20 protein-coding genes are annotated in these 19040 nt (G+C 64.8%); 8 read left to right on the plus strand and 12 right to left on the minus strand.

Annotation, left to right across the window (positions count from 1 at the left end; all coding sequences use genetic code 11):
• Window positions 1-3: 3 nt before the first annotated feature.
• From NX773_RS13085 to NX773_RS13125, 9 genes are all read right to left on the minus strand, one after another.
• Window positions 4-879 (minus strand): ABC transporter permease, encoded by an 876-nt coding sequence (locus NX773_RS13085; protein WP_258824368.1) that lies wholly within the window; start codon window positions 877-879, stop codon window positions 4-6.
• The gene (locus NX773_RS13090; RefSeq protein ID WP_258824518.1) at window positions 872-1675 is read right to left on the minus strand and encodes an ABC transporter ATP-binding protein; all 804 of its coding nucleotides are present in this window, start codon (window positions 1673-1675) and stop codon (window positions 872-874) included. Before NX773_RS13090 ends, NX773_RS13085 begins: the two co-directional genes overlap by 8 nt.
• Window positions 1676-1732: 57 nt before the next feature.
• The gene (locus NX773_RS13095) at window positions 1733-2743 is read right to left on the minus strand and encodes an ABC transporter substrate-binding protein (RefSeq protein ID WP_258856774.1); all 1011 of its coding nucleotides are present in this window, start codon (window positions 2741-2743) and stop codon (window positions 1733-1735) included.
• A gap of 188 nt (window positions 2744-2931) precedes the next feature.
• Window positions 2932-4671 (minus strand): L-aspartate oxidase, encoded by a 1740-nt coding sequence (locus tag NX773_RS13100; RefSeq protein ID WP_258856775.1) that lies wholly within the window; start codon window positions 4669-4671, stop codon window positions 2932-2934.
• Window positions 4668-5279 carry a fumarate hydratase C-terminal domain-containing protein gene (locus NX773_RS13105; RefSeq protein WP_258856776.1) on the minus strand — a complete coding sequence of 204 codons (612 nt, stop codon included), beginning with the start codon at window positions 5277-5279 and terminating at the stop codon, window positions 4668-4670. Before NX773_RS13105 ends, NX773_RS13100 begins: the two co-directional genes overlap by 4 nt.
• Before the next feature lie 4 nt (window positions 5280-5283).
• Window positions 5284-6159, minus strand: coding sequence for a fumarate hydratase (locus NX773_RS13110; RefSeq protein ID WP_258856777.1), 876 nt, complete (start codon window positions 6157-6159; stop codon window positions 5284-5286).
• 13 nt (window positions 6160-6172) lie between these two features.
• Window positions 6173-6541 carry a succinate dehydrogenase, cytochrome b556 subunit gene (gene sdhC / locus NX773_RS13115; protein ID WP_258856778.1) on the minus strand — a complete coding sequence of 123 codons (369 nt, stop codon included), beginning with the start codon at window positions 6539-6541 and terminating at the stop codon, window positions 6173-6175.
• Window positions 6538-6879 carry a succinate dehydrogenase gene (locus NX773_RS13120; RefSeq protein WP_258856779.1) on the minus strand — a complete coding sequence of 114 codons (342 nt, stop codon included), beginning with the start codon at window positions 6877-6879 and terminating at the stop codon, window positions 6538-6540. The genes sdhC and NX773_RS13120 overlap by 4 nt, the downstream gene beginning before the upstream one ends.
• On the minus strand, window positions 6876-7589 hold the full coding sequence (locus NX773_RS13125; RefSeq protein WP_258824375.1) for a succinate dehydrogenase/fumarate reductase iron-sulfur subunit: 714 nt from the start codon (window positions 7587-7589) through the stop codon (window positions 6876-6878). Before NX773_RS13125 ends, NX773_RS13120 begins: the two co-directional genes overlap by 4 nt.
• 153 nt (window positions 7590-7742) lie before the next feature.
• On the opposite strand from NX773_RS13125, the gene NX773_RS13130 reads away from it, so the two are divergent.
• Window positions 7743-8645 carry a LysR family transcriptional regulator gene (locus NX773_RS13130; RefSeq protein WP_258856780.1) on the plus strand — a complete coding sequence of 301 codons (903 nt, stop codon included), beginning with the start codon at window positions 7743-7745 and terminating at the stop codon, window positions 8643-8645.
• 269 nt (window positions 8646-8914) lie between these two features.
• Here NX773_RS13130 and NX773_RS13135 read toward each other — a convergent pair whose 3' ends face one another.
• Entirely contained in the window at window positions 8915-10084 is a 1170-nt protein-coding gene (locus NX773_RS13135) for a UxaA family hydrolase (protein WP_258856781.1), read from the minus strand.
• A gap of 55 nt (window positions 10085-10139) precedes the next feature.
• On the minus strand, window positions 10140-10424 hold the full coding sequence (locus NX773_RS13140) for a UxaA family hydrolase (protein ID WP_258856782.1): 285 nt from the start codon (window positions 10422-10424) through the stop codon (window positions 10140-10142).
• A 198-nt stretch (window positions 10425-10622) separates the two neighbouring features.
• On the opposite strand from NX773_RS13140, the gene pyrC reads away from it, so the two are divergent.
• From pyrC to NX773_RS13160, 4 genes are all read left to right on the plus strand, one after another.
• Complete coding sequence (pyrC, locus tag NX773_RS13145) at window positions 10623-11672, plus strand: dihydroorotase (protein WP_258856783.1); 1050 nt, start codon at window positions 10623-10625, stop codon at window positions 11670-11672.
• A gap of 6 nt (window positions 11673-11678) precedes the next feature.
• Window positions 11679-12470, plus strand: a complete 792-nt coding sequence (locus NX773_RS13150; protein ID WP_258856784.1) for a DUF3025 domain-containing protein — start codon at window positions 11679-11681, stop codon at window positions 12468-12470.
• 11 nt (window positions 12471-12481) lie between these two features.
• Window positions 12482-13480, plus strand: coding sequence for a Gfo/Idh/MocA family protein (locus NX773_RS13155; RefSeq protein ID WP_258856785.1), 999 nt, complete (start codon window positions 12482-12484; stop codon window positions 13478-13480).
• Window positions 13481-13634: 154 nt separating this feature from the next.
• Window positions 13635-13907: a hypothetical protein gene (locus NX773_RS13160; RefSeq protein ID WP_258856786.1), complete on the plus strand. Its 273-nt coding sequence runs from the start codon at window positions 13635-13637 to the stop codon at window positions 13905-13907.
• Window positions 13908-14044: 137 nt separating this feature from the next.
• Here the strand turns inward: NX773_RS13160 and recG are convergent, their stop codons facing one another.
• On the minus strand, window positions 14045-16105 hold the full coding sequence (gene recG / locus NX773_RS13165) for an ATP-dependent DNA helicase RecG (protein WP_258856787.1): 2061 nt from the start codon (window positions 16103-16105) through the stop codon (window positions 14045-14047).
• A 107-nt stretch (window positions 16106-16212) separates the two neighbouring features.
• On the opposite strand from recG, the gene queA reads away from it, so the two are divergent.
• From queA to yajC, 3 genes are all read left to right on the plus strand, one after another.
• Window positions 16213-17238 (plus strand): tRNA preQ1(34) S-adenosylmethionine ribosyltransferase-isomerase QueA, encoded by a 1026-nt coding sequence (gene queA / locus NX773_RS13170; RefSeq protein ID WP_258856788.1) that lies wholly within the window; start codon window positions 16213-16215, stop codon window positions 17236-17238.
• Window positions 17239-18378, plus strand: a complete 1140-nt coding sequence (gene tgt, locus NX773_RS13175) for a tRNA guanosine(34) transglycosylase Tgt (protein WP_258856789.1) — start codon at window positions 17239-17241, stop codon at window positions 18376-18378.
• 296 nt (window positions 18379-18674) lie between these two features.
• Window positions 18675-19007 (plus strand): preprotein translocase subunit YajC, encoded by a 333-nt coding sequence (gene yajC / locus NX773_RS13180; RefSeq protein ID WP_258824385.1) that lies wholly within the window; start codon window positions 18675-18677, stop codon window positions 19005-19007.
• The last annotated feature ends 33 nt before the right edge of the window (window positions 19008-19040 follow it).

The raw sequence follows: 19040 nt of genomic DNA on the forward strand, positions 1-19040 counted from the left end.
GCCTCAAGCCTGCATGCCCCACTTGCGCACGGTATGGGTTTCGATCGTGCGGAAGACGAGGTTTTCGACGATCAGGCCGATCAGGATCACGGTCAGCAGGCCCGCGAACACGTTCGGGATCTCGAGCTGGTTCTTGTTCTCGTAGATGAACCAGCCAAGACCGCCGGAGCCGGAGCTCACGCCGAACACCAGTTCGGACGCGATCAGGGTACGCCATGCGAATGCCCAGCCGATTTTCAGGCCGGTGAGGATGCTCGGGAAGGCCGCCGGGATCAAAATCTTGGAGACGTACTTGAACCCGCCCAGGCCGTAGTTGCGGCCGACCATGCGCAGCGTGTTGGAGACGGCCAGGAAGCCCGAGTGGGTGTTGAGCGCCACCGCCCACAGCACCGAGTGCACCAGCACGAACACCAGGCTGCCGTTACCCAGGCCAAACCAGATCAGCGCGATCGGCAGCAGCGCGATCGCCGGCAGCGGGTTGAACATTGAGGTGAGCGTCTCGAGGAAGTCGGTGCCGATCCTGGACGAGATGCCGATCGCGGTCAGCACGCCGGCCAGCGCAATGCCGATCCCGTAACCCATCAGCAGCACCTTGAGCGATGCCCAGATCTTGAGCAGCAGGTCGCCGCTGGCCAGTCCGTTGAACAGGGCGTCCACGGTGGCGACGAAGGTCGGGAACAGCAGCTCGTTGTTCAGCACGCGCGCGCCGACTTCCCACGCCACCACCAGCACGATGAGGATGAAGGTCTTGCGCAGCGCGCTGTAGTTGTACAGCTTTTCAAACGGCGACAGCGGCTTTTCCACCACCCCGAACTTGGATGAATCGAGCGGCTCGCGATGGATCGGCGGCCGCGACCACAGGATGGCGTCCTTAGACATGCTGCACCTCCTTCTCTTCGATTTCGTCTGCAAAAAGCATCTTGTGAATTTCGTGTTCGAGTTCCTTGGCCACCTTCGGGTCGCTGCAGTCACGCGGCGCGCTGGCCAGTTCGGCCTTGACCTGGCCCGGGTGCGGCGAGAGCAGCAGGATGCGGCTGCCGCACTTGATCGCCTCGGGGATTGAGTGGGTCACGAACAGCACCGTGAAGTGGGTCTCATCCCACAGCTGCAGGAGCTCGTCCTGCATCTTGCGGCGGGTGAGGGCGTCCAGCGCCGCGTACGGCTCGTCCATCAGCAGCACGTCCGGCTCCATGGCCATGCCGCGCGCAATCGCCACGCGCTGCTTCATGCCGCCAGAGAGCATGTGCGGGTGGTGGTTGGCGAACTTGGCCAGGTTGACCTTCTCGATGTACTGCATGGCCTTTTCTTCGCAGGCCTTGCCGGTCAGCTTGCCCGAGGCGCACAGGGGGAACATGACGTTCTCCTTCACCGTTTTCCACGGCAGCAGCTGGTCGAACTCCTGGAACACCATCATCCGATCCGGCCCCGGTCGCGTGACCAGCTTGTCCTTGAGCCGGATCTCGCCCTCGGTGGGAGTGAGGTAGCCGCCCACCGCCTTGAGCAGCGTCGATTTGCCGCAGCCCGAAGGGCCGAGCAGCACGTAGCGGTCCGATTTGAACACCTGGAAGTTGACGCGGTAGGTCGCGGTCACCAGGTGGGCCTTCGTCTTGTATTGCAGCGTCACGTCACGCACGTCCAAAAGGGGGCGGGGATCGGGCTGCTGGTTCTGACTCATATCCATGACTTTCCATCCTTATGCTGGCAAGCGAACTGCTGGTGATCCCGGAAAGGATCAGCTGCCCGGCAGGTTCTGCACGTTGTCGAAGAAGAGGTCCTTCCAGGATGCCGGCTTGACTTTGATGGAGCCGGTCTTGTGCATGAAGTCCACGTACTTCATCACGTTTTGCGGAGTGGTCGTGAATTTCACCTGCGGATCGTCGAGCATCTTCATGATGTCCTCGACGGTGTCCTTGTCCTTCGAGATGCGCAGGTAGGTTTCGGCAGCCCAGCGCTTGTCCTTGTTGATCATCGCGATCGCGTCGTCAAGCGCCATCGTGAAGGCCGCGTACACCCGCGGGTTCTCCTTGCGGAACTTGGTGGTGGTCCAGATCAGGTTGAAGGTGGCGGGACCGCCCAGCACTTCGTACGAGTTCAGCACGGTGTGGATGCCCGGCTTTTCGAGCTGCTGGTACTGGAACGGCGGCGAGCTGAAATGCGCGTCCACTTCGCTGGTGCCCGACAGCAGGGCGGCCTGGCCGTCCGGGTGGCTCATCGACACGGTCAGGCGGTCCAGCCTGTTCTGCTGGCCCGGCCCGAATGCCTTCTCGGCCGCCATCTGCAGCGTCACCGCCTGGATCGACACCTTCACCGCGGGCAGCGCGATCTTGTCCTTGTCAGTGAAATCCTTGATCGTCTTGACGTTCGGGTTGCGCGTGTTCAGGAACAGCGGCATCGAGTTGAGCGCGGCCACGGCCTTGACGTCGTAGTTGCCGCGCGTTTTGGCCCATAGCGTGACCAGTGGCGCAACGCCCCCGGCCGCGATGTGCAGGCTGTCCGACAGCAGCGCGTCGTTCATCACGTTACCCCCAGCGAACTTTGCCCAGGTGACCTTCAGGCCGCCTGCACCCGCCTCGCTCGAGTATTTCTCGACCAGGTGCTGGTCTTCCATGATCATCAGGGGCAGGTAGCTGATGCCGTACTGCTCGGCAATCTTCAGTTCCTTCACCTCGGCGGCGTGGGTGGTGAGCGTGGTGCCAAACAAAACAGCGCTGGCGGCGCATGCCAGGATGGATTTGAGTTGCATTGGATGTCTCCTCCAATAGTTGGTGAGAGGGGCAGCGCTTGTGCGCCTGTTTGTTGTGTCTCTTCCCCTTTGGATGGTACTTCTGTCTAGCCCTGAATCCTTGTCTCTGTTGGACAGCCCATGGTAGTCCAGTGTTCAGGTAAATTCAACTAGATCACTTAAATGATTTGTTTGCGGTCGCAGCATTTTCAGTGCGCTGCCGCAGGTTCCTCCGTCAAAATGGTCTCGCCCGGGCGCACGCGCTCGAAACGCACGGGTTCGCGCGTCAGCGACAAGCCGCCGTGTTCCATGCGCGCCACGGTGAAGCTGGACGTGTCCAAATCGCCCGCCTGCGGGAAATCCTCGCGGAAATGGGCGCCGCGCGAGTCCTCGCGCTGCAGCGCGGCCGCGGCGATCACCTGGCTCACCTGGATCAGGCTGCGCAGGTTCATCCAGTCGTGCCAGCTCAGGTTGTAGGCGCGGTCGCCCGCCGGAATGCCGGTGCGCGCCAGTTGGGCGTCCAGTTCCTCCAGCCGGCGCTGGGCACGGCGGATTCCCTCGGCCGTGCGCAGGATGCCCACGTCCGTCCACATGCATTCGTACAGCGCCTCGCGAATCGCCTCCAGGTCGCCCGGTTCGCGCGTGAACGGCAGCTCGTGCTCGAGCATGCTGCGCGCGATCGCCGCTTCGCTCGGTGCCCGAAACTGCGGATTGCGCGCGGTCCACTCGGCCATTGTCTCGCCGGAGATGCCGCCGAAAACGGTCGAATTGGCCACGCCGTTGCCGCCCAGTCGGTTGGCGCCGTGCACGCCGCCGGTGTCCTCGCCGGCCGCAAACAGGCCGGTGAGCTCGGTGGTGCAGTCGGGCTTGAACACCACGCCGCCCATCATGTAGTGGGCCGTGGGCACCACTTCGACGCGCCCGCCCGCCAGGTCGAAGCCGCAGTCGCCGCAGCGCTCGACCATGCCCTTGAACTGCTTGCGCACCTTGTCCGGGCCCAGGTGCGACATCTGGATGTACACGCCGCCGTTGGGCGTGGTGCGCCCGGCGCGCATCTCGGCGTAGATCCCGCGCGAGACGATGTCGCGCGTGGCCCGTTCGCCGCGCGGGTCGTAATTGGTCATGAAGCGCTCGCCATCGCCGTTGAGCAGGTAGCCGCCGGCCCCGCGCAGGCCTTCTTCCAGCACGGTGCCGGTCATGCGCGTGTGCGTGCCGGCCAGCAGGCCGGTGGGGTGGAACTGCACCATTTCCATGTCGCGCAGCGGCAGGCCGGTGCGCAGCGCCATCGCCAGGCCGTCGCAGCTCTTGTCGCCGGACGGGGTGTGGAACTTGTACATGGTCGGGCCGCCGCCGGTGGCCAGCAGTACCGCCTTGGCCTGCACGAACACGAACTCGCCAGTGCGCATGTCGATCATCAGCACGCCCGCCAGCGCCTTGCCGTCCTCGGTCTTGATCAGTTCGACGGCGCGGTGTTCCTCCAGCCGGTGGATGCCGCGCGCCCACACCTGTTCGGACAGCCGGTTGATGATCTCGATGCCGGTCAGGTCGCCCTTGTGCACGGTGCGGTCGAAGGTCTGCCCGGCGAACGCCTTCTGGTGCACGGTGCCGTCCGGGTTGCGGTCGAAGAAGCAACCCAGCTCGTTCTCCAGCTCGTGGATGCGCTCGACGGCCTTGGTCACCAGCGTCCACGCCAGCTCCTGGTTCGACAGCCACTTGCTGCCCTCGATCGTGTCCATGAAGTGGCGCTCGACCGAGTCGCCCTGGGCCAGCGCCACGTTGTAGCCGCCCTGGACCATGCGGGTGCAGCCGCACTTGCCGAGCAGGCCCTTGACTGCGACGGTGATCGACAGGCTGGGGTCGGCCTGGTGCGCGTGCAGGGCCGCGAACAGCCCGGCGCCGCCGGAGCCCAGGATCAGGATGTCGGTCTGGATGCGTTTGATGGCGTTCATTGGTGTACCCCCAGGCTGGCAAGCACTTCGGCGCGGCGCTTGTTCACGTCGGCCTTGATGTCGGTGTACAGGCTGTTGCCGTGGCTGTCCATGGCCACCAGCAGCGGGCCAAAATTGAGGATCCTGAACTTCCACAGCGATTCCGGGTTCAGGTCGTCCAGGTCCACGTCCTCGATCTGCTCGATCCAGGTGGTTTCCAGGGCTGCGGTGCCGCCGACGATGGCGAGGTAGGCCCCGCCCAGCTCGCGGAAGGCGTCGAGCGAACCCTGGCGCAGGCCGCCCTTGCCGACGATCAGGCGCACGCCGTACTGCTCCATCAGCGGGCGGGTGAAGCGCTCCATCCGGTCCGAAGTGGTGGTGCCGATGCAGATCGGCTGGTAGCCGGCCGGGTACTGCGGGCTTTTGTCGACCTTGCGCACGTTGGGCGCGGTGTGGATGACGGCGTGGCCGTGCAGGTCGAAGCGGGTGGTGCGGCCACGGTCGAGCATGTGGATCTGGGTCGCGTCGCGGATCCCGAACAGCGTCTGCTGCAGAGTGACGGTGTCGTTGACGCGCAGCTGCCGCACCTGCTCTTCGGTGACCGGCATGGTGAGTTCGTAGTGGGCCATGATGTCAGAATCCGTAGGTGACGCCTTCAGGCGCGAGGGTCGCGGTGGCCCTGCGCGCCGAATGGCACTGCATGTTGACGGCAATCGGGTTCATCGTGATGTGGGTCGAGGCCAGCTCAATGTGCACCGCGAACGCGGTCGAGTCGCCGCCCAGACCCTGCGGGCCGACGCCGAGCTTGTTCACGGCGGCGGACAGCTCCTTCTCCAGCTTTGCGCCTTCGGGGTCGGCGCAGTGGCTGCCCAGCGGCCGCGTGGCCGCGCGTTTTGCCAGGTGCACGGCCAGGTCCGACGTGCCGCCCAGGCCCACGCCAACGATGGTCGGCGGGCAGGTCTTGCCGCCGGCGTTGATCACGCAGTCGATGACGAATTCCTTGATCGCGTCGATGCCCTCCGCTGGAATGGCCATCTTCAGGAACGAGTTGTTCTCCGAGCCGCTGCCCTTGGGGATCATCTGGATCGACAGCTGGTCCGGCACATCGGAAAAATCGATATGGATCACCGGCACCTCGATGCCGCACGAGGTGTGCTCGTTCTGGCGCGTGAGCGGGTGCACCACCGACGAGCGCAGCGGGTGCTCGCGGGTAGCGCGCTCGCAGCCCTTGCGGATCGCCTGCTTCAGGTCGTAACCGTCGACCTGAACGTTGCGCCCGATCGTCACGTTATAGATCGGCACGCCGGTGTCCTGGCACAGCAGGTTCTCGTTGTCCTCGGCCACGTGAATGTTCTGCACCATCGTGGCCAGGATGTTCTGCGCGCGCGGCACCGTCTCGGTTTCGGTCAGGCGTGCAAACCCGCCCTTGATATCGGGCGGCAGTACCTTCAGTGCCCGGATGTACAGCTGCTTTGCGGCCTCTTCGACATCGGCCAAATCGATCTTCATTCTTCAGCTCCTTTCAGAACACCAGCGCAAGGGCAAACGCCATGCCGGTCATGGCGGCAAAGCCGGCGGTGACGGCGATCAGGTTCTTGCGCAGCCCGCTCCACTTGCCAAACTCGATCAGCAGCAGGCGCACGCCGCCGGCCATGTGCGCGGCCAGCAGGATCACCAGCCCCCATTCGCCGAACTTGAACAGCGGCTGGTCGGTCACGTGGATGAAACCGTTGAGGGAGGCCGCGCCGTTGATCGCATGGCCCAGCGCCCAGAAGTGCACCGGCAGGAACAGCGCCAGCGCCAGGCCCGAGAAGCGGTGCACCAGGAAGGCCCAGTACGCCGGGTGGTTGCGGGCGCGGAAGTCGTTGGTGCGCATCTTTGACTTGTTCATGCGAGGACCACTCCATAGACAGCGCGCAGGCCCAGCACGAGCAGCAGCAGCGCGAACAGGGCCGAGACGGCGTTCGCCGTGCGGTCGCTCATCAGCGTCTCGCGCAGGATGCGGGCCAGGCCCAGCGGCACGTGTACGGTGCACGCGAGGACGAACGCCGCGTAGAACAGCCCGAACGCGAGGTTGCCGTGGGTGCGTTCAAGGATCTCGGTTCCGGTCAGCCCGCCGCGCACGGCGTAGATGATGACCGCCAGATGCACGAACACGAAAAAGGTGAGCGCCATGGCGCTGATGCGGCCCCAGTACCAGAGCCTGACCTCGGTCACGGTGTCGGTCATGCTTTCCTCCCGAGCGTTTTGGCGGACAGGCGCTTGAGGCCGGAGATGGATGCGGTCGGCTCCAGGTGCTTGGGACAGCGCTCAGTGCACGAGCCCTGCGTGTGGCAGGCGTGGCAACCGGCGTCGCCCGCAACCGCCAGCAGGCGCTCGCGGTTGCGCACGTCGCGCACGTCGTTGATGAGCGTCCAGGCGCGGTTCAGGGCGGCCGGGCCGAGATAGTCCGGGCGCCAGCTCACCACGTCGCACGAGGCGTAGCACACGCCGCAGCCGATGCATTCGATGCCGGCGTCGGCCGCCAGGCGCATGGTCGATTGCGGCTCGACCAGCGCGAACTCATCCTCGCGGGTCTTGGCGCCCTTGAAGCTGCCTTTGGCGCGCGCCCACTTGTCGAAGAACCCGGTCATGTCGGTGACCAGGTCCTTGATGACGGGCAGGTTGGACAGGGGAGCGAGTTCGAGCTTGCCGTCGGCAGCCACGTTGGCCACATGGGTCCGGCAAGTCCATCGCGCCTTGCCGTTGACGGTCATTGCGCACGAGCCGCACATGCCGACACGGCACGCGTAGCGGTAGGACAGGCCGGGGTCGATGCGGCGCTGGATATGGGTTACCACATCCAGCACGGTCTGGCTCTCGAGGCGGGGTACCTCGTAGGTGACGAACTCGCCGTCTTCCTTGCCGCGCCAGACCTTCACTTCCAGATTGGTCGTCATGTCGATCCTAACTTGGAGATGCGCTGAAATGATTCAGCTGACAAGTCCATTCTGGACCAATGCATAGGCAAACGAAAGCTAAACTTTATTTGTTCGACCTAAAGAAATTCTTTATTATTTGCGTGTCGTTTTTCACTCTTGCAGGAGGCCAGCGTGGCATCGATCCGAACCTTCAAGACCTTCCTGGCCGTCGCCAAGTACGGCACCTTTGCCGCGGCCGGCAAGGAGATCGGGCTGACCCCGGCCGCCGTGGGTCTGCAGATCCGCGCGCTGGAGGAGGAACTGAACCAAGTGTTGTTCGATCGCGGGCCGCGCTCGGTCGTCCTGAATACGGCGGGGCGCAAGGCGGTGCCTCAGGTCGAGGAACTGTTGGTGCGCTTCGAGGCGCTGGCCAATGCGGAAGAAAGCGGTGAACTGTCGGGCAGGGTGATGATGGGCGCGCTGGTGTCAACGCTGATGGGGTCGTTCGCGGATGCGCTCTGGCGGCTCAAACGCGAGCATCCGCGGCTGAAGATTCAGCTGTTCGTGGGACTGTCGAGCGATTTCGCCTACCAGGTGGAGCACGGCGAACTGGACGCGGCGATCGTCACCAAGCCGCCGCGCGCGCTGGCCTCGACGCTCTTGTGGACGCCGCTGTACAACGAGCCGATGGTGCTGATCGTGCCGCGCCGGCCGCACTTCAAGCTGCCGGCGCTGCCGCTGGACATTCTGCAGCAGGCGCCGTTCGTCCGCTTCGACCGCGATACGTGGACCGGGCTGCTGGTGAAGGACGTGCTCAGCCAGGTGGGCGTGACCACGCGCGACGAGCTGGAGCTGAACTCGGTGGAGGCGATGATCGAGATCGTGCGGCAGGGTTTTGGGGTATCGATTGTGCCGCAGCTGGCGAACGTTCAATGGGACAAGGACAAGGCGCTGCGGGTGATCCCGCTGCCCGGGGTGACGACCGAACGCTGCGTGGGGCTGCTGGAGAGGACGCGCCACAGCAGGATGGCGTTCACCGAAGCGGTGAAGGAGTGCTTTCCGGATGCGAAGGCGGCGGTGGCAAAGCGCGGCTGATTGTTGACCTCAAAACGTCGTGCCGGCGAGAGCCGGTACCCATGCTGAGGCTCCGAAGACGAATTGCCGAGATATTGCAGGCTCTGCATGGGTACCGGCCTTCGCCGGGACGACGGTACCATTTTTTCGATACCTCAAAAACGTCGTCCCCGCGGAGGCGGGGACCCATGCTGAGCCTGCACCTCGGTGGCCTCAAACCGTGCCACCTGAGAGCGTTCTATGGGTCCCCGCCTTCGCGGGGACGACGTGCTTGAGCTAGTGTTGGCTTTTTATGCCGACTCGTACAGTCGGGTCAGCACGAACTCGCGGTGGCCCAGCGCCTCGGCGGCGGTCAGGCGGCCGTTGGCGGTGCGCAGCAGGCATTCGAGCAGCTTGTCACCGGCGCCATCCATGTTCAGCTCGCGCTGCAGCAGGCCCGAGGTGTCCACGTCGATGTGCTCTTCCATCGTGCGCACCGTCTTCGGATTGGCGCAGATCTTGATCACCGGGAGGATCGGGTTGCCGATCACGTTGCCCTGGCCGGTCGGGAAGAAGTGCACCGCATAGCCCGACGCCGCGCACAGGGTCACCATCTCGGCCGCGGCCGACGACGAATCCATGAACCACAGGCCCGGTCCGGTCGGGGTTTCGGCCTTGTCCAGCACGCCATCCACCTTGCACTTTTTGCCGATCTTCTGGATGTTACCGAGCGCCTTTTCCTCGATCGTGGTCAGGCCGCCGGCGATGTTGCCCTTGGTCGGCTGCGAGTCCGACAGGTCGCTGGTCTTGTGGCGGTTGACGACGTCCTGGTAGCGGTTGAAGAAGGCCATGAACTTTTCCTTGACGTCCGGGGTAGCGCAGCGCGCCGCCACCAGGTGTTCGCCGCCGGTCAGCTCGGTCGTCTCGCCGAACACCAGCGTCGCACCCACGTCGTACAGCTTGTCGAACGCGTTGCCCACAGTCGGGTTGGCGCCGCAGCCGGAGGTGGTGTCCGATTCGCCGCACTTGGTCGAGACCCACAGTTCGCTGATGTTGCACACTTCGCGCTGCTTTTCGGAGGCGAACTGCACCATCTCGCGTGCCGCCTTGGATGCGCGGTAGATCGTGTCGTGGTCGCCATGGTGCTCGATCGCGAAGCCCTGCACCGGTTTGCCGGTGGCGGCGATGCCGTCCACGATCAGCTTGGTCCACTGGGGCTCGATGCCGATCACGACCACCGCGGCCACGTTCGGGTTGGCGCCGGTGCCGATCAGGGTGCGGAAGTGCAGCTCCAGGTCGGCGCCGAATTGCAGGCGGCCGTACGGGTGCGGCAGCGCCATCGTGCCCTTGATGTTGTTGGCCACTGCCTCGGCGGCGGCGTTCGAGATGTCGTCCACCGGCAGGATGATGACGTGATTGCGCACGCCAACGCGGCCGTTTTCGCGGCGGTAGCCGAGGAAGGTGGTGTCCTTGTTAATCATTTCTGTCTCCGATTCCGAATTCGTTTGCTAGGGCTCTGCCTGGGTGCCGCTCGGCTTACCAGCGCTTGGTCTTGACGTTGTGCACGTGCAGGTGCTCGCCGGCCTTGATGGGCGAGACGACCTTGCCGATGTCCACGCCGTACTTGAACACGGTGTCGCCCACGTTCAGGTCCTTCAGCGCGATCTTGTGGCCGACGGGGATGTCGCTGCCGGTGCGCATCTCGACGATCTTGTCCTGCTCCATCACCCAGCCGCTCAGCGAGGCGCCAGCCTTGACGCCGTCAACGACCACCACCGTGCCCACCGAATCACCCTCTTCATGCACCACAAAATGAATCATTTCTGTCTCCTTGTCCGGTCAGTTCGTGTTTGAACCGTGAAGCCATCGTACTCCCCGAATTCATACGTGTCAACTGAATCATCTAGATGAATTGTGTCTGTGTCCGGATGACCTCGCCGCGTCAATACGGGCCCGGCGCGCAGGCCGCGGGTGGCTGCAGGTAAAATAGCGGGCAGTCCGCTCTACGAAAGCCGTCTCATGTCCTCCATCGAAACCCCGCAAACGATCACCATCACCCGCCCAGACGACTGGCACCTGCACCTGCGCGACGGCGCACACCTGGCCAGCGTGGTGCAGCACAGCGCGCGCCAGTTCGCGCGCGCCATCGTGATGCCGAACCTGAAGCCGCCCGTCACCACCGTGGCCGCCGCCAGCGCCTACCGCGAGCGCATCCTGGCCGCGCTGCCGTCCGGTTCCACGTTCGAGCCGTTGATGACGCTGTACCTGACCGATGCTACCTCCCCGGATGAGATCCGCCGCGCGCGGGACACCGACTTCATCCACGCGGTCAAGCTGTACCCGGCGGGCGCGACGACCAACTCGGCCGCGGGCGTGACCGACCTGAAGAAGTGCTACAAGACGCTCGAAGCGATGCAGGAAGTGGAAATGCCGCTGCTGGTGCATGGCGAGGTGACCGACGGCGACATCGACCTGTTCGACCGCGAGGCCGTATTCATCGAGCGCGTGATGCGCCCGCTGCGCCGCGACCTGCCGGAACTCCCGATCGTGTTCGAGCACATCACCACCAAGGACGCGGCGCAGTACGTGGCCGAGGCCGAAGGCCCGATCGGTGCGACCATCACCGCCCACCATTTGCTCTACAACCGCAACGAGATCTTCCGCGGCGGCATTCGCCCGCACTACTACTGCCTGCCCGTGCTCAAGCGCGAGGAGCACCGTCTGGCGCTGCTCACGGCCGCCACCAGCGGCGACGAGCGCTTCTTCCTCGGCACCGACTCGGCGCCGCACGCAATCGGCGCCAAGGAAGCATCGTGCGGCTGCGCCGGCTGCTACACCGCGCTGCACGCGATGGAGCTGTACGCCACCGCGTTCGAACAGGCCGGCGCGCTCGACAAGCTCGAAGCCTTCGCCAGCCTGAATGGTCCGGCCTTCTATGGCCTGCCGGTCAACGAAGGCACCATCACGCTAACGCGCGAGCCGTGGACGCTGCCCGCCACCGTGCCGTTCGGCGAATCGCAGCTGGTGCCGCTGAACGCCGGCGAGCAGGTCAACTGGAAGATGCTGTAACGGGCCATGCTGTCGCAAATCGACTGGTCGCGGCCGTGGCTCGATTCGGTGCGGCCGGCGTTCGCGCGGCTGCACCTGGCGGGCGACGAGTTCATTGACGCGTTCAACGCCAGCGCTGCGGCGATGGGGCTCGTGAACCACCGCGGACAGCCGATCCGCTTCGTGCCGCAGGCCGCGCTGCCGGAAGGGACGGCCTACGAGGAGCATATCGGTGCGACCGGCTGCGTGCCCACGCGCGACAACCTGCATGACTTCTTCAACGCGCTGGTGTGGCAGACCTTCCCGCTCATCAAGCGCGAGCTCAACGCGCTGCAGGCAGCGCAGATCGCGCAGGCCGGCGTGGGCAAATCGCGTGGCCCGGCGCGTGATGCCGCCACCATCTTCGACGAAAACGCGGCGCTGCTGGTGGTGCGCGATTCCGACGAGGGCAGGGCGCTGGTAGAGCTGCTGCGCGCGCACCAGTGGCACGATGCGCTGTTCGAGCGCCGCGCCATGTTCGGCCGGGACGCGCAGGTATGGTCGTTCGGCCACGCGCTGATGGAAAAGCTGGTGGCGCCACGCAAGGCGATCACGGCGCATACTCGCGTCGTGGTGGCGGAGGATGGGTATTTTGCGCTGCCCGCACACGAGCAGCGCGGCTGGATCGACGAGCGCGTCGCGGCCGAGCTCAGGGAAGGTGGGCTCGACAATTCGTGCTTCACACCGTTGCCGGTGCTCGGCGTGCCCGGCTGGTGGCATGGCCAGGACGAGGCGTTCTACGCGGACGCGAGCGTGTTCCGGCCCAAGCGGAGCATTTGATGGGAGAGCCCATGAGCGACAAGGTACGCTGGGGGATTATCGGCACCGGCAAGATCGCGCGCGCGTTCGCCAGCGCGCTCAAGGATACGCCCGGCGCGGTGCTCACTGCCGTCGCATCGCGCACGCTGGAGTCGGCGCAGCGCTTTGCGGCCGAATTCGAGGTTGAGTGGGCATACGGTTCGTACCAGGACCTGGCCGATTCCACAGACGTGGACCTGGTGTACATCGCCACGCCCCACCCCATGCACGCACAGAACGCGCTGCTGGCGCTCCACGGCGGCAAGGGCGTGCTGTGCGAGAAACCGTTTGCGATGAACCTGCGTGAAGCGGAGCAGGTGGTGGCGCTGGCGCGTTCGAAGAAGCTGTTCTTGATGGAAGCGATGTGGACGCGCTTTTTGCCCGCGATGGCCGAGGTGCGGCGCATCATCGACTCCGGCGAAATCGGCAAGCCGCGGCAGGTATTTGCCGACTTTGGATTCAAGGCTGACTTCGGCCCCGAGCACCGCGCCTTCAATCCCGCGCTGGGCGGCGGCGCGCTGCTTGACCTTGGCATTTATCCGCTGTCGATTGCGGCTGCGCTGCTTGGGCCGGTGGCGTCGGTGCGGGCACAGGCCGAGTTTGGCGTCACGGGTGTCGACGTGCAGACAGGGTTCACGCTCAAGCACAAGGGCGGCGGCATGTCGATGTGCGGCTGCTCGCTGCTGGCACGGGCGCCGGGAGAACTCACGGTGTCCGGCGAACGCGGGCACGTGCGCATGAACACCATGTTTTACAAGGCGCAATCGCTAAGCGTGGTGCTCGATGACGGCAGCTCGCGCGCCGTGCACACGCCGTTCATTGGCAACGGCTACGTACACGAGGCGATCGAGGCGCAGCGCTGCTTTGCGGCCGGGCTGATCGAAAGCCCGGGCATGACGCATGATGAGACGCTGTCGCTAATGGCGGTCATGGACGACATTCGCCGGCAAATCGGCCTGTCGTATTCGTCCGACGATCCGGATGCACCGTAGGGTGGGCAGGAAACCTGCCCACCCTACAGTTGTAACCGTTTGCATGCCACGTAAGCAATTGTAAATGGCGTCAACAGGCTGGGCAGGCGACCCGTTTATGGCTCAGTAGCACGCAAATCGTGCACTACCTGATAAACCACAAAGGACCACTGCCATGAAAAAAGTTATCGCTACCCTGATCGCCGGCCTGTTCGCAACCGCTGCATTCGCGCAGACCCCGGCCGCTGCTCCGGCTGCCCCGGCTCAGAAGACTGAAGCCGCTGCACCGGCGACGGATGCGAAAGCTGCTGCGACCGACACCACCAAGGTCGCCAAGGCCGAGCCGAAGCACAAGAAAGCCAAGGCCCACAAGAAGGTGACCAAGAAGGCTGAAGCAGCTACCGACACCGGCGCTGCCAAGACCGAGCCGGCTGCCGCTGCCAAGTAATCGGTAGCGCCGCGATCCACGGCGAACATCGGAACCGTCGTCCCCGCGCAGGCGGGGATCCATAGGCAGCGTGAACGCACGCTCAGCATGGGTCCCCGCCTGCGCGGGGACGACGTGTTCGCATGTGGCGGCGAGTCTCAGACCTTCAGGAATTCCTCGCGCCCGCCAAGCCAGCGCTCGAGGTGCGCGTCCACCGTGAAGCGGTACGGTCCGTGCTCTTCCTGCAGCAGGTGCTGCGCCACGTCGCGCGCCTGTTCGACGATCCACTGGTCGGTCTCCAGATTCGCAAAGCGCAGCATCGCCTGCCCGGACTGGCGCGCGCCAAGGAATTCGCCGGGGCCGCGGATTTCCAGGTCGCGCCGCGCGATCTCGAAGCCGTCGGTGGTCTCGCGCATTGTCATCAGGCGCTGCTTGGCCACGGGCCCCAGCGGGCTTTGGTAGAGCAGCAGGCACACGCTGGCCGCGGACCCGCGACCCACGCGCCCGCGCAGCTGGTGCAGCTGCGACAGGCCAAAGCGTTCCGCGTGCTCGATCACCATCAGCGATGCATTCGGCACGTCCACGCCCACCTCGATGACGGTGGTGGCCACTAGCACGTGCACCTGGCCGGCGGCGAATGCGTCCATCACCTCCTGCTTTTCGGCTGGCTTGAGCCGTCCGTGGACCAGGCCCACCTTCAGGTCGGGCAGGGCTTCGGCCAGCGTCTCGTAGGTTTCGGTCGCGGTCTGCAGCTGCAGCGCTTCCGACTCCTCGATGAGCGGGCACACCCAGTACACCTGCCGGCCTTCGAGCGCCGCCGCGTGCACGCGCTCGATCACCTCGTCGCGCCGGTTCTGGTCGATCGCGCGTGTAACGATAGGGCTGCGGCCGGGCGGCAGCTCGTCGATGACCGACACTTCAAGGTCGGCGTAGTAGGTCATCGCCAGCGTGCGCGGGATCGGCGTGGCCGACATCATCAGCTGGTGCGGCACCTCGCTGCCCGCGCCCTTGTTGCGCAGGGTGAGGCGCTGGCCGACGCCGAAGCGGTGCTGCTCGTCCACGATGACCAGGCCCAGTTTGGCGAAATTGACCGTGTCCTGGATCAGTGCGTGCGTGCCGATGGCCAGCTGCGCTTCGCCCGATTCCACCATCTCGACCGCCGCTTCCTTTTCCTTTTTCTTCAGGCTGCCCGTGAGCCACGCCACCTTCACGCCGAGCGGTTCCATCCACGCCGCGATCTTGCGGAAGTGCTGCTCGGCCAGAATTTCGGTCGGCGCCATCAGTGCGGCCTGATAGCCGCTGTCGATCGCCTGCGCTGCGGCCAGCGCCGCCACCACGGTCTTGCCGCTGCCGACGTCGCCCTGCAGCAGCCGCTGCATGGGAAAGCCTTCGCGCAGGTCGGCGCGGATCTCGCGCACCACGCGCTGCTGCGCGCCGGTGAGCTGGAACGGCAGGGCCGCCAGGAACGCGTCGGACAGTGCGCCCACCGCGCGCAGCTGGGGCGCGCCCTTGTCGCGCCGCGCGCGCTGGGCGCGCTTGAGCGACAGCTGCTGCGCCAGCAGTTCGTCGAACTTCATCCGTACCCATGCGGGATGAGTGCGCTCGGTCAGCGCGTGCTCGTCCACGTCGGTGGGCGGGTAGTGCAGCAGCTTGATCGACGGTTCAAAGTCCGACAGCTGCAACTGCGCCCGCAGCGCCTGCGGCAGCGTGTCGCGCCAGTCCACCCGTTTCATCGCGTCGGCAATGGCGCGGCGCAGGATGGCCTGCGACAGCCCTTCACCGGATGGGTAGACGGGCGTAAGCGAGGTGGGCAGCGGCGCGCCTTCGTTGACGACCTTGTAGGCCGGGTGCACCATCTCGGCGCCAAAAAAGCCGTGCTTGAGGTCGCCGCGCGCCCGCACCCGCGTGCCTTCGGCCAGCTGCTTGACCTGGCTGCCGTAGAAGTTCATGAAACGCAGCAGCAGCTCGCCGGTCTCGTCCGAGATCGTCACCAGCAGCTGGCGCCGCGGCTTGAACGCGATTTCGTTCTTGACCACCACACCCTCGACCTGCCAGGTCTGGCCGCCGCGCATGCAGGCTTCGCGGATCGTGACGATCCTGGTCTCGTCCTCGTAGCGCATGGGCAGGTGCAGTACCAGGTCCATGTCCGAGCGCAGGCCCAGCTTGGCGAGCTTGGCTTCGATCTGGGCGGACGACTGCTTGGGTTTGGGTGCGGGCATAGTGCGGCGATTTGGCGTGCGCTGGCGTAAAATAGTGGGTTCGCCGCGCAAAAGCTGAGGCCCGTATTGTACGGGTGTCAGCGTCGATTGTTCCAGTAATGACCAGAATGTACACGCTCTCCGATTTCGATTTCAACCTGCCGCCCGAGCGCATCGCACAGTTCCCGCTGCCCGATCGCAGCGCCTCGCGCCTGCTGCAGCTCGATGGCGAGCAGATCACCGACCGCCATTTTGCCGACATCGTCGGCCAGCTCCAGCCGGGCGACCTGCTGGTGATGAACAACACCCGTGTGCTCAAGGCGCGCTTTTTCGGCGTCAAGGAAACTGGCGGCCAGGTCGAGGTGCTGGTCGAGCGCGTGGTCGATCCGCGCACGGTGCTGGCGCAGGTGCGCGCGTCCAAGTCGCCCAAGCCGGGCACGAAGATCCGCCTTGCCGACGCGTTCGACGTCACCACCGGCGAGCGCTCGGGCGAGTTTTTCACCCTGATTTTTGATGCCGACGTGTTCGAGCTGATCGAGGTGCACGGCAGCCTGCCGCTGCCGCCCTACATCGACCACAGCGCGAGCGAGTTCGACGAGCAGCGTTACCAGACTGTCTATTCCAAGGAGCCGGGCGCCGTTGCAGCCCCGACCGCCGGCCTGCACTTCGACCAGCCGCTGCTGGACAAGCTGGCCGCCAAGGGCGTCAAGCTCGCGTACGTGACGCTGCACGTGGGCGCAGGCACGTTCCAGCCGGTGCGGGTGGAGAACCTGGACGAGCACAAGATGCACAGCGAGTGGTACACGATCCCGCAAGAGACCGTGGACGCGGTGCGTGCGGCGAAGGCGGCCGGCCGCGACGTGGTCGCCGTCGGCACCACCAGCCTGCGCGCGCTGGAGTCGGCCTCGCAGTCGGGCGAACTCAAGGCAGGCAGCGACGACACGGCCCTGTTCATCACCCCCGGCTACAAATTCAGGACCGTCACGCGCCTGATCACCAACTTCCACCTGCCCAAGTCCACCTTGATGATGCTGGTGTCGGCCTTCGCTGGCTATGAAGAGATCCGCAAGGCCTACGCGCACGCCATCGACCATGAATACCGGTTCTTCAGCTACGGCGACGCCATGCTGCTGACCACCCAATCCCGATTCTAAATGCTCGAATTTACCCTTCTCAAAAAAGACACCAGCGGCCTGTCGCACGCGCGCCGCGGCCGCCTCAAGCTCAACCACGGCACGATCGAAACGCCGATCTTCATGCCGGTCGGGACCTATGGCTCGGTCAAGGCGATGTCGCCCGTGGAGCTGAAGGAGGTCGGCTCGCAGATCATCCTCGGCAACACGTTCCACCTGTGGCTGCGCCCGGGCACCGACGTGCTGGACAAGTTCGGCGGCCTGCATGGCTTCATGGGCTGGCACGGGCCGATCCTGACCGACTCGGGCGGCTTCCAGGTGTTCTCGCTGGGCGCGATGCGCAAGATCACGGAAGAGGGCGTCAAGTTCGCTTCGCCGATCGACGGCTCGCGCCAGTTCCTGTCGCCGGAAGTGTCGATGCAGATCCAGCGTTCGCTGAACTCTGACATCGTGATGCAGTTCGACGAGTGCACGCCGTACGAAATCGACGGCCGGCCCGCGACAAGCGAGGAAGCGGCCAAGTCGATGCGCATGTCGCTGCGCTGGGCCCAGCGTTCGATGAACGAATTTAATCGCGGCGAGAATCCGAACGCGCTGTTCGGCATCGTCCAGGGCGGCATGTACGAGCGCCTGCGCGACGAGTCGCTGGCCGGGCTGGAAGAAATCAACTTCCCGGGCCTGGCCATCGGCGGCCTGTCGGTGGGCGAGCCGAAGGAGGACATGCAGCGCATCCTGGCCCACGTCGGCCCGCGCCTGCCGGAAAACAAGCCGCACTACCTAATGGGTGTGGGCACGCCGGAAGACCTGGTCGATGGCGTGGCCAACGGCGTGGATATGTTCGACTGCGTGATGCCAACCCGCAATGCGCGCAACGGCTGGCTGTTCACCCGCTTTGGCGACCTGAAGATCAAGAACGCGCGCTACAAGGACGACACGGCGCCGCTGGACGAGTCGTGCGATTGCTACACCTGCAAGAATTTTTCGCGGGCGTATCTGCATCACCTGCACCGCTCCAAGGAGATTCTGGGGGCGCGGCTCAATACGATCCACAACCTGCACTATTACCTGATGCTGATGCAGGAGATCCGCGACGCGATTGACGAGGATCGGTTCCATGCGTTCCGGTTGCAGTTCAATGCGGACCGGGCCAGGGGTGTGTGAGTTCTCGCCACCGCTAACCAACGTCGTCCCGGCGCAGGCCGGGACCCATGCTGAGCTAGCGGGCCTGCGGCATCGCGCTTGCACCGATCAAACGGTCTATGGATCCCGGCCTGCGCCGGGGTGACGTTGGTTGATGGTGTCGTAATGTTGGTCGAGCGGTTTCTGCCGTGGTTTTTCAGTCAACACCTTGCAATGGTGCAACTCACCTCCATATGGCCGGGAATGGCCCGCGCCGAGTGCCCGGTGCTAGAATACAGCGCTATTTTTTCAATCTAACTATCACAATCGGAGTCCTTGTGTTCATTTCCAACGCTTACGCGCAAACCACGGCAGCGGCCGAACCCGGCCTGATGGGCAACCTCACCACCTTCCTGCCGCTGATCCTGATGTTCGTGGTCATGTATTTCCTCATGATCCGTCCCCAGCAAAAGCGCCAGAAAGAACTCAAGGCCATGATGGATGCGCTGGCCAAAGGCGATGAAGTCGTCACTGCCGGCGGCATCATCGGCAAAGTCAGCAAGGTCAACGAAACCTACGTGACCATCGAAGTGGCGCCGAACACCGAAGTCGTCGTGCAGAAGAACGCGATCACGACGCTGCTGCCGAAAGGCACCCTGAAGTCCCTGTAAGCGTCCCTGGCGGCCCGCGCGGCCGCCCGGCAG

The organism is Massilia solisilvae (assembly GCF_024753215.1).
GTDB lineage: Bacteria > Pseudomonadota > Gammaproteobacteria > Burkholderiales > Burkholderiaceae_D > Telluria > Telluria solisilvae.